The sequence below is a fragment of the Cytobacillus sp. IB215316 genome (genome assembly GCF_033963865.1).
Taxonomy (GTDB): domain Bacteria; phylum Bacillota; class Bacilli; order Bacillales; family SM2101; genus Nanhaiella; species Nanhaiella sioensis.
The window spans coordinates 1-11246 of record NZ_JAXBMC010000018.1 but is presented as its reverse complement, the minus strand read 5'-3'; the positions used below and the strand labels follow the sequence as shown (position 1 = coordinate 11246).

General features: G+C 32.9%; 11 protein-coding genes. 5 read left to right on the top strand and 6 right to left on the bottom strand.

What is annotated here, in order from left to right; genetic code table 11:
- Positions 1-387 precede the first annotated feature (387 nt).
- The 3 genes from SLH48_RS19450 to SLH48_RS19440 all read left to right on the top strand — a co-directional run bounded on the left by SLH48_RS19450 (position 388) and on the right by SLH48_RS19440 (position 2235).
- The gene (locus SLH48_RS19450; RefSeq protein WP_320259490.1) at positions 388-1305 is read left to right on the top strand and encodes a GH25 family lysozyme; all 918 of its coding nucleotides are present in this window, start codon (positions 388-390) and stop codon (positions 1303-1305) included.
- Between the two features lie 30 nt (positions 1306-1335).
- Complete coding sequence (locus SLH48_RS19445) at positions 1336-1716, top strand: DUF4257 domain-containing protein (protein WP_320259489.1); 381 nt, start codon at positions 1336-1338, stop codon at positions 1714-1716.
- Between the two features lie 348 nt (positions 1717-2064).
- Positions 2065-2235, top strand: a complete 171-nt coding sequence (locus SLH48_RS19440) for a hypothetical protein (RefSeq protein WP_320259488.1) — start codon at positions 2065-2067, stop codon at positions 2233-2235.
- A gap of 1008 nt (positions 2236-3243) precedes the next feature.
- Here SLH48_RS19440 and SLH48_RS19435 read toward each other — a convergent pair.
- The 5 genes from SLH48_RS19435 to SLH48_RS19415 form a co-directional block, all read right to left on the bottom strand.
- The gene (locus SLH48_RS19435; protein WP_320259487.1) at positions 3244-4023 is read right to left on the bottom strand and encodes a 3'-5' exonuclease; all 780 of its coding nucleotides are present in this window, start codon (positions 4021-4023) and stop codon (positions 3244-3246) included.
- 201 nt (positions 4024-4224) lie between these two features.
- Positions 4225-4326 carry a putative holin-like toxin gene (locus SLH48_RS19430; protein WP_320259486.1) on the bottom strand — a complete coding sequence of 34 codons (102 nt, stop codon included), beginning with the start codon at positions 4324-4326 and terminating at the stop codon, positions 4225-4227.
- 208 nt (positions 4327-4534) lie between these two features.
- Positions 4535-5008 carry a hypothetical protein gene (locus SLH48_RS19425; RefSeq protein WP_320259485.1) on the bottom strand — a complete coding sequence of 158 codons (474 nt, stop codon included), beginning with the start codon at positions 5006-5008 and terminating at the stop codon, positions 4535-4537.
- 311 nt (positions 5009-5319) lie between these two features.
- A complete protein-coding gene (locus SLH48_RS19420) occupies positions 5320-5643 on the bottom strand; it encodes a hypothetical protein (RefSeq protein ID WP_320259484.1) in 324 nt (107 codons plus the stop codon).
- A gap of 481 nt (positions 5644-6124) precedes the next feature.
- Entirely contained in the window at positions 6125-6631 is a 507-nt protein-coding gene (locus SLH48_RS19415) for a hypothetical protein (protein WP_320259543.1), read from the bottom strand.
- Positions 6632-7479: 848 nt separating this feature from the next.
- On the opposite strand from SLH48_RS19415, the gene SLH48_RS19410 reads away from it, so the two are divergent.
- On the top strand, positions 7480-8601 hold the full coding sequence (locus tag SLH48_RS19410) for a cytochrome D1 domain-containing protein (protein ID WP_320259483.1): 1122 nt from the start codon (positions 7480-7482) through the stop codon (positions 8599-8601).
- 117 nt (positions 8602-8718) lie between these two features.
- On the opposite strand, the gene SLH48_RS19405 is transcribed toward SLH48_RS19410, so the two are convergent.
- A complete protein-coding gene (locus tag SLH48_RS19405) occupies positions 8719-9114 on the bottom strand; it encodes a hypothetical protein (protein ID WP_320259482.1) in 396 nt (131 codons plus the stop codon).
- Between the two features lie 615 nt (positions 9115-9729).
- Between SLH48_RS19405 and SLH48_RS19400 the strand changes: the two genes are divergently transcribed.
- Positions 9730-10731 carry a GNAT family N-acetyltransferase gene (locus tag SLH48_RS19400; protein WP_320259481.1) on the top strand — a complete coding sequence of 334 codons (1002 nt, stop codon included), beginning with the start codon at positions 9730-9732 and terminating at the stop codon, positions 10729-10731.
- Positions 10732-11246 lie beyond the last annotated feature (515 nt).

The window sequence follows — 11246 nt, the reverse complement described above, 5'->3', positions numbered from 1 at the left end:
TAACTGGTATATTTCTTAGTTTTTTTGCTTTGATCACTCTCTACTTTGGATACTTAAACACTTGACCGGCATTCATATTAAAATATTTCAGAATATCTTTCTATGTATATTTATGTAAATTATCTTCTGTAAATTATTCAACTATCTCATATCAAATTATATGTTCTCTCCCGCAAAAGGTACATAAAACCTATGTATTAGTTCTTTTTAGTGGATTACTATGAAAATATTATATTTGTGATACCCCTCATTATAGATCGATATGGTATGTATAAATAACAACATTTCTAAATATTCAAAAATTTTATTTAATATAATCAATAATTCCTTTACAATGAAAATGTCAGGTAGTAACCCATCCAAATCCACTAGTAAAGGAGAGAGATTATGCAAAGTAGAAAACCAGAAAATAATGTTAAAGGTATCGATGTTTCTCACTGGCAAGGGAAAATTGATTGGAAGGATGTTAGATCTGATGGAATAGAATTTGTTTATATAAAAGCTAGTGAAGGCTCAACAATAAAGGATCCTAACGTAGAAAGTAACTATAATGCTGCTAAACAAGCTGGATTAAAAGTTGGTTTTTATCATTTTGGTCACCCTAGTCAAAGTGCAACAAAAGAAGTTAAATGGTTTTTAAGTGTTATATCACATTTTAATAACGATCTTCCGCATGTACTCGATATTGAACAAAAAGAAAACTTGGATAAAACAGATGTTACTAACTATTGTGAACAATGGTTAAGCACTATTAAAGATCTTACAGGAAAAGATCCCATATTATATACATACGTTTCCTTTGCAAAAGAGAATTTTAATAATTCACTATCAAAGTGGCCCATTTGGATTGCACATTACGGTGTTGACACTCCTGAAAATATAGGTATTTGGGAAAAGTGGTCCATTTTTCAATATACAAATACTGGATCTGTAAAAGGCGTTGAAGGAAAAGTTGATATGGATGAGATGGATCGTAGTTTTTATAATACCCTGTTTTCTGAATTAGGAGAAAGCGACGATAGCATTTCTAAATGTAAATATATCCTACCTAAGGGTATTATTAAACGCGGTGATATTAGTGAAGATGTACAAAAAGTCCAAGAAGCATTAGCTAGTGTTTATTTTTATCCTGATAAAAATGCACAACAACATGGGGTAGATGGTGTGTTTGGTCCCAACACGGAAGATGCAGTACGTCGTTTCCAAGAAGTATATATCCCTAAACAAGTGGATGGTATTTTTGGACCAAATACTAGAGGGCAATTAAAATCCCTTATTCAATCAAGAGGGTGTCAAGTATTGTAAAAATCAGTCTAGAAGTAAGGAGGCCTTTGTATGTCACTTTTAGTTTTATTAATTGGTTCAGCTACTATTGGAGGTATAACAGGGTTTGTATCTCATTTATTGCATAATAAAAACAAAATAATAAAGCCAAGGAAACTGAAGTACTCTAACGATTTGGGTTTCTGGGCAGATATTATCTATGGTGCTATGGCTGCTGTATTTACAATCACCTATTTACTACCAGAACCTCAAGATGCTAAAACGCTAATTGCCTATTCAATTCTTGCTGGAATATCTGCTCAAAGTGTTCTACTTCATCGTAAAATTGATACAGAGCAGACTAAAAGCAAACATTTGCAAAAATTTACAGATATAGAGGATTCTCAACTAACAGTTGGCAAGAAAAGAGAGTCTACAGGTGATGAAAGTTAAGGAAAGCGTTATTTTATTTAGTTATGAGTTTAGAGTTGTGCGCAAGATGCACAAAGTGTAAAATCTTAATTTTGCTATAAATAAACATTCTTCTTTAAACGCAGAACCTTGGGTAGTGTTCGTTTTGTACATAACAATATGTTATGTGCACGAAAAAAGTTTCTAATAACTTCCAAGTGTGAAAAAGAATTTGAATGATAGCTTCCTTGCCTTTTTTTAAAGCCGTTAGGTTTTTGAACCCATAAAGCACCACTTCTAACATCCCATTAGTGTGTTAAGCGATGTGTAGTGCACAGAAAAATTTGGTATAATGAAAGTATAAGTAACACATGAAAGCAGGTGGAAGACATGTCCAAAGAGGTAAAGCTTAGAGACGTATTAACACCACAAGAGTCCAAAAAAATAGAAGAATTAAAAGAAACAATGAAGAAAGCTCCTAACAAAGCAGAAGTACATGGGATTGCAGAAGAAGTATACGAAATCTATGAAAAGGTACAAAGGAAACACAGTGGAAATTAATATAATCTAAATAAACCTTTGCGTTTATAGCATATGAATTGATGCGTGAGCTAAGTCACAGCTCGACTGAAACATCAAATTAATATATTAATTGTACAGATGAAAACAATGGTTCTTTCATAAGAACGAATTTATATTGGTCAAGCTTATTGTACAGATGTGAATTTAGATGTTTTTGTAATTTCGAAAAGATAGCATGATATTATAGTAGTTCTGTAATTTAATAGTACAATTGTTTTATTGAAAAAATGATATGAGAAACATAGATGATGAGTACATTTAAAGACCAAAGATTTGAAAGCGTCCTCGGTCTCAGATAGACGTTTCTTTAGGATCTTCTTATATAGTGAAATAGACCTCGTCTTGCTCATATTTAGTGAGGTCTATTTTTTTATTCATCCACTGTATTTACACCAACTATGCAACTAATGCTACAACCAAAGAAGAAAATCTCGATTCTACTATCAGCGCCTCGTATACATACCTACTAACTGACTTTTTGATAAGTAAGCTATATTAATCTTCTGTGTCCCCTTCAAACGTTTCTAGCAGGTTCAAAACCTTAGATGTTATGGGGTTATGTTTATAAGTCCTTACTCTATAGAGGAAAAATGCGAGGTATTAACTTATCCTATCCCCTCCAGAACCTTTGTTTTTAGTAGTAGGATTATTAATAATCCCTAACAAAATCAATATCCCAAAAACGATCAACGTAAGTATAATAGTGTTCAGGTGTAATATATAACCCTAAATCCTGAATAATCATTAATTCCAATGCTGTAACTGTTACCCATAATACGCAATTTTTTTTATCTGTTCATTTTAAATTCCCCCTTGTAACGGGGTAATATAGTATCATTTTTAAATTGCATTATCTCCTTAGGAAATTCATATAGAGAATCTTAGAACTGAGATAATATATTATGTTTTGTTTTAAGTATAAAAGACCGGCGATGCTTAAACATCTACGGTTTTTTATAGTTTAACATCCTACTAATCTAAATAAATTTAAGCTTGGTTCACAAATGAAGAAATGTATTTCCGTATGACTTTTACAGTTCTTGTATCAATTCTCGTTTGCTTTTGCAACTGAAAAAAACTATCAGATTCAAAAAATTCATCATCATATCCACTATATTTAACTGAGATCATCATATTATCAATAACTTTTTTTCCAAATTTAGAGAGTACGTAAGAACCGTTTTTGTTCTTTTTAATGAGAGGATTTAAAATAGGTTTGTGGTCAATATATTTTTTCACATCAACGATTTGTGATAAGTGTGACATTAATATATATGTATTATAAGCATCATTAAGTGCATTGTGTTGTTCTTTAACAAACGTTAGTCCTAGAAGTTCAATTGCTTTTGTTAAGCTTGGTGCGTGAGTTAGCTGCAACACATCCATAACGACCTCTTGAATATTTAAATGTCCCTTTAGTCCTTTCACATGAATCGCATATGTATAACAATTTTCAATTAATATTCGTAGGTCATTCTCCCCCCAGCTAACCATTATAAAGTCTTTACTGAAGTTCCAATTTCTAAAACCATATAGTACTTGTCCTAGAGACGGGGCACTTTTGATTGTTTTATTGGAGATACCAGTAAGTTCACTTATTCGTTTAGGTATGTAAGCATTGGGTTTGACATGTTTAGAGAAAAACTTAACACGCGCTAAGTTACTTGGAGTGCTTGATTTTACTGCACCAAACTGAATGATTTCATTTTGTATATTTTTTCTTTTGTTACCTCCAGTGTATTCTAAATCGATTACAATATAATGCAAGAAACCCCTCCTAAACTAAATTTCCTTTAATAATTGCTATAGCACATTTGTTACAATTGAAAAAATATGGTATGATTGGTATAGAAAAAGAGTATGTTAAAAAGACCGAAGATGTTCCAGCATCTCCGGCCTCAGATAGACGTTCCTTTAGGGATCCGCTAAATTCAGAGAAATAGACCTCGCCCCGTGAGTAAGGGAGGTCTATTTTTTATTCATAGACTGCATATGCACGAACAATGCAACAAGTGCGATTATCAAAGAAGAGAATCCCAGTGCTACCATTAGTGCCTCGTATACAGTCATGTGGCGTCACCCCCTTTCTATCATGGGGTTAGCCGACCGCCCTTATAGAAACAAACCATCTTTCTCAATTATACCACAATTTTCCGCAAAAAAAGAACTTTTGTTCCTTTGTTTAATGATATATAATAACCTTTTTCTACAAGAACTAGCATATTTCGTTTTGTGCGTATATGGACCAAGAATTCCGTGATTCACTCACTCTACAGCGTTATACACCTAGCATGATATTAGGATCAGCACCACACCATGTTTGATCATCATTTTCGTCAGTACATGGCTGAATCCAACAGATCCCAAATTGAAAAACCTTGTCCTTAGTTATTTTAGTAGTTTGATATTCTATTCCATTAGATAGATATTCTCCCGTAAAATCAAAGTAAGGATCATGGTAAGGATCATCAACAAATTCACCATCTGCTCCAATTGAGAGCTTTATATCATTTTTATAATAAGCAATAGATTCAAGCCTCTCACCACTCTGAATATCTCCTTTTATGTTTAAAGAAGGTAGACAGCATTTGATTGTTTGATTTTTATATTCAGTTTTATAGTTATATTGAATTAAGTACCTTCCATTCACATCAGGGGACAACAGATCCATTTTTTCCAATTTAATAGGTGTGAAGTCAACTTCGTTTTCATTAACAAACAATTTTATATGACCTAGCGGAGTTTCCAACATATCATATCACCCAATCTTTTATTTAATATTGAATCCTTCGTATTAATAATTGAGCTCTGAGTAAGGTAAACATTTAGTACTTGTTCAACCTCCATTATATAAGATGAATTTATTGCAATTATTTAAATTATTATTCTATATTTTATATATAATGTTAGAATTAAACAATAAATAAAATGTGACTTCTGTTGAATGATAACAAATAAATTATAAGTGAGTTATCGTAAAGTTCATCAGCGATTTTTCTTTTGCCCAAATAGTTAATAGATAAAAAGGTGCTTCCAAACGACATATGGACGGCCCCTGGTAGTTTAAAATAGATTAAAATCTAATTGGTTTTCAATCGGTGCCTTCTTTGATCGTTTCTTTTTATACTGTGTTAGATTTACTATTCCAATCATACCTCCATCATCTTCATGTGTATCTTCTTCAGATGAAAAACCGAAATTGAATAGTGATTCTTCATTATCAGAAACTTCATTTTCTGTTTGAGCATGTAATTGTTCAATGTTAGTAATACCGCACAGTCGTAGTGTTTCAGTTGTTGGTTTAAAACAAATTTTAATTAAAAGTATCTCAAAAAACTTGAACCTATCGCCAATAAAAAGGAGACATTTTGAAAAAAGATTGATCAAAATGCCTCCTTCTATTAAACGATAAATGATATTTTTTATAAAAAAGATTGATCAGTTTTTACCCATGTTAATCCATATTCGCGCCAGATTGTTGATTAATATTGTCATGTAGTCTTAAAACTATTCGACGCATTAATCATTTTGTTTCATTATTAAGCTAATTGATCAATTCGAAGTGGATTGTCAATGCCTTGTGTAGGAGCGAATACTGTATTTTCAGTTGCTCCTCCCTTGATAATTCCTGTCTGCTCAATCCATATTACCTTCATACACATCCAGCAAACATTGTTATTACTTTATTTATTTCTTGGACTGGGATCAATATAGTTTACCCATTTACTATTATTTAGAGAAATTATCCTTATACAAGACTTATTCGACTGAATTTCTATTATGTATTATAAAACAATGAACCTTGATATAGATTACTGTTATGAAACTTTACTACTCACTTTTCGTGGAGGTCGTGGTATATGTAATTTTAAATTGTACACCAAAATACATTATTAATCTTTTGTTGAAATTCAGGCTTCTTAACAAAATTAAGAGAAAGTTCTCTATCAGAATTTCCAAAATGTTCATCTGTATCTACATTATAATATTGAATTAACTCTACTTGATATATACCATTTTCAATATCAATTTTATAGCTGGAGCAATTTTCATCTGGTACCAATTCATCTTCATATTGTGCTGCCATAGTAAGGCAGTCATAATCTACCATAAATAATCTATTATCAGTTACTTTAATATATCCTAGAGCCCTTCTAAAACATTCTCCTTCAATGTCATCAGTTCCGATTTTTATATCAACTTTCCATGAATGAGCAAAACCCTCTTCTGTCATCTGACAAACTAGTATATTCCCTTGTTTCATTTCATCTGTAAAATGATATATAAGCTTATCTAATTCCCAGTCTTTATCTACAAATGATTTGTATTTTTCCGCATTAACTAATCCAATAAAACTAGTGTCACCATAATTCATTATAAATTCCATTTTTCCCCTCCTAATCGATTGCTATATTTTAATCTCGTTAAAAAATCTCATCCTGTTAATTATTTCAAATTTTTAAATTATTCACAATATCTAAATCTAATAAATTGCTTACACGTTACGTTTCTTCTTTTAGAAGAGTGCCTTTTCTTTATTGGAATCTTTCCCAACAATTATGGTACTCTAACGGTATTTTCGTAACGCCGAGGGAGGTTTATTAGTTTCAATCATCAGAAATGACGAATTGGATACTGTTTGCTCATAACAAGGTGTCTTCTTTGTTTATTTCCCTTGCCCCTAGTAACCATCTTTGAATTTATCGAAGCATGGTATAACAGAAAAAGAAAGCATAGCAGCATTGCTTATAAAACACCCCAAGCAATAGAAGAACTATTCAAAGACTCTGCATAAAACTTAATCTTTTTGTGTCCAAGATATTGACTCAAATCCACTTCATTCTTGCGCCATATTGTTGAACAACACTATCGGTTACTTAGTTGGAAACTCAACTTATGTTTACTAACACCTCCTGTTGCAAAAACTTTTTATGCAAGAAATTAAGGAAATAATAAAATTCCCCCTCTTCAAAACCTTTATAATTCAACAATATATAAAATCATGTATATATGAAAAGTTTTCAACCTTAAAAAAACGTTGTTATATCAAGGATTGTGAAATTGTATTGGTTCCGATAGTTGACATTATGTAAACTAGTTTTAAATATGGTATAACAATCTTATTACACTTTTGATAAGAACCTCACCAATAAATATAGTATCGCATATTCAAACAACCGTTCATATATTAAGGTAATAAATCAAATAAATAAGGTGATTCTTATGGTAATGGCTTATGTCGTAAATAATGGAATTAGCCCAAATAATGGAACTGTATCAGTCATTGATGTGAAAACTCATCAGGTGATTTCTACGGTGCAGGTGGGAGAGGAATCACGTGATGTGGCCTTCACGTTCGATGGCAAATTGGCTTATGTCGTAAATGAAGGATTTTTCCCAAATAAGGGGATGGTTTCAGTCATAGACGTGAAAACTCATCAGGTGGTTGCTACGGTACAGATGGGAGAGGATCCACAAAATGTGTCCTTTACTCCCGATGGTAAATTGGCTTATGTCGTAAATAATGGATTTGGCCAAAATAACGGGACGGTTTCAGTCATAGATGTGAAAACTCATCAGGTGATTGCTACGGTGCGGGTGGGATTGCAATCATTTGCTGTGGCCTTCTCGCTCAATGGCAAATTGGCTTATGTCGTAAATAGCCAATTTTCACAAGATAATGGAACTGTATCAGTCATAGACGTGAAAACTCATCAGGTAATTGCCACGGTGCAGGTGGGAGAGAACCCACTTGATGTATCCTTCACACCCGATGGCAAATTGGCTTATGTCGTAAATAATGGATTTGGCCAAAATAACGGGACGGTTTCAGTCATAGATGTGAAAACTCATCAGGTGATTGCTACGGTGCAGGTGGGATTGCAATCATTTACTGTGGTCTTCTCGCTCGATGGCAAATTGGCTTATGTCGTAAATAGGCAAGTTTTACAAAATAATGGAACTGTATCAGTCATAGACGTGAAAACTCATCAGGTGATTGCTACGGTACCTGTGGGAGAGAACTCATTTGATGTATCTTTCACACCCGATGGCAAATTGGCTTATGTCGTAAATAATGGATCTGTCCAAAATAACGGGACGGTTTCAGTCATAGATGTGAAAACTCATCAGGTAATTGCTAATGTACAGGTGGGAGAGGCTTCAGTTGATGTGGTCTTTAGTCCCGATGGCAAATTGGCTTATGTCGTAAATATGCAAGTTTTACAAAATAATGGGACTGTTTCAGTCATAGACGTGAAAACTCATCAGGTGATTGCTACGGTACCTGTGGGAGAGAACTCATTTGATGTGGCCTTCACACCTAATGGAGGTAATGGGTGCTAAGCTATGATATACCACAAAATAGGTTTCTCATTATGTAAGATAATATTAGTTCCAATTTTTCATTTCTGAAGAACTGGAACTAATCGACTCACTAATCATTATGTTTATTATTTAAGATTAGTGAGGTTTACATGGTACCGTCATTCCATCAACTTCAACTACCCCTCTACAAGTGCTGGCCTCAGTCTGTTCTATACAGGTTACTTCAATTTTTGTGACGTTTTCAAATGAAAATAGTTTGTTAAAATTAGTAGCATCTAGATTTATAGGCTGAAAAATGCCATTGGTAGTAAAAACTACTCTATCGTTAACACCAGTAGTTGGATCAGATAAACTGACATCACCGTGTAGCCCCAGTGGCCTGCCGTTGTATATTTCTGCTGTTGTTCCTGTAGGCAATGGGCCATAAGGCATACTTATATTATCTACAATTAATTGACAAGGGCAATCACATTTATCTTCCTTTGATATTGAAGTTTTACAACACGTACTTACCTTCTTATATTGACTCATCTTATTACCTCCGATATCACAGTTTAATACAATATCATATTCTTGTTTCTTCTTTGGGATTGGACGTATAATAGGTCAATACATACATGATGTTTTAGCTTTAGTAACCTCAATTTCTATTATGTTTCTATACATAGAGAAAGACGTACAGTATTATTCTCTGAAAAGCGCCAGATTGCGGAAGATCGGTTCAACAAAAGGAAGTACCTCGTAACTCCTTAGTTGATTGGTTTATTGGTTTAGGTTTCTTCATAATTTCTGGATAACCTCATCAGAATAACGAAGTCTGATAAAAGGAAAATTAGTGAAGAATTCACAGAAAAATCTGCTGATCTTAATGAAACCTTCCAAGATTCAGGACCTTGTAAAAATTTGTTCGTTTATTTTTCTATAGGATTATTAAATAGTTGCTCTCATATGCTATTCTCAGAAGTATAGTTTTTCTTATAATTTGTCGTATATTATCCTTATTCTTTAACAAATCTTTAATTTGAACAAGTAGGTGGATCTTAATGGTACTTAAGATCCATGAATTAGGCTAGAACAGTGATTGCATTAACTTGACTTCTTCTTTTATCGAATAATCTAAATCTCTGAAAGTGAGGCTTTGAGTTTATGAAATGCAAACCATTTATAGATGATTTTTTAACAGAGGCTGCAGGACTATTAGCTAATAGACATAAACGTGAAAGACTAAAATTCCCAGCATTACCTAATCAGTTTGAAAAGATAGAGGCTGCTTATAAAGCCGTAGAAGCCTTATGGAGAAAAGAAAACTCAACGGGAATAGCCATATTTGAAGATAATCAGATGATTGGTTACCTTATTGGTAATTTTATATCTACTGAATTACGTAGTCGTCATATATGGATTGACTATGCTGGTTTAGCAATATCAGAAAATTGTAATGAGGAATTATTTAGGGACCTTTACGCACAGATTGCAGGTAAGTGGATTGACTATGGATGTTTTGACCACTACGTGCTTGTTCCAGCAGGAAATAGTAGATTAGTGGACGCCTGGCTTAAGTTGGGTTTCTCGTTTGAACAAGTTCATGCTTTGTGTGATATCAACATACAAGATTCAGAAATAGATAATCTTACGGACATTCAAATTAGGCTGGCAGAAAAAGAAGATCGACAATCAATCATTGATATGGCTGATTTAATAGTATCTCATCAAACCGAAGCACCTACATGGGCCGTTGATTTACCTGAAAATTTACCTAAGTTTAGAAAAGGATATGGTGAAATTATAGAAGATAAAGAAGCAAAACTATGGTTAGCTGCAAAAGAAGATCATTTAGTGGGGTTCCAAGGATATTGGGAAGCGAAAGAAAGTGACTCTAACATGATGATACCAGAGAATTGTATAGAATTAAGTATAGCAGGAACTAAAAAAGAAGTACGAGGGCTCGGTATAGGAAAAGTATTAACACAAAGAGGACTTTCAGATGCAAAGAGGAATGGATATCAATTTTGTTTATCCGACTGGAGAATGACTAACATACAATCTTCAAGATTCTGGCCATCAAGAGGATTTTACCCTATTGTCTATCGACTAACAAGAAAAATTGATCCACGGATAGCATGGGCTAATGGAAAATCTTTTAACTAAGTTTCTTAGAAAAATATCGATTATTATTCGTTTTATAAATTCCATATTAAAAAGAAAAATAACTATCCAAGATATCACCAAATAAAAAACCTTTAAAATGTATATTCCAAAGGTTTTTTGCCGTGGACAATTATAATATAACATAGCTAAACAAAGTTCTAATTGGCAATAACAACAAACTATTACTTAATTTTGTTGAACAACAGTCTTGACATTATGAACTTTAAACTGACTCATAGTACTTGTTACTGTCTAGGTCCCATATTTATTTAACTATGTTAAACCTCTTGTAAATCATCTTATCATATACTATAAAAAAGAAAAAAGGGCTCAGATAATTTTTCTGCAAAAGGGAAACTCTAACTGCTGTCTATTACATTAGATAGTTTTACTCTTATTTAGTAAGTTTTTTATCAAATTCTATTCAGGAATTAATCGTTTCCTATTTTCTGTATTTTCGTATTTGAAGTAATCACCGAATATATCCATCTTATCATCGACTATCTTAATGAATG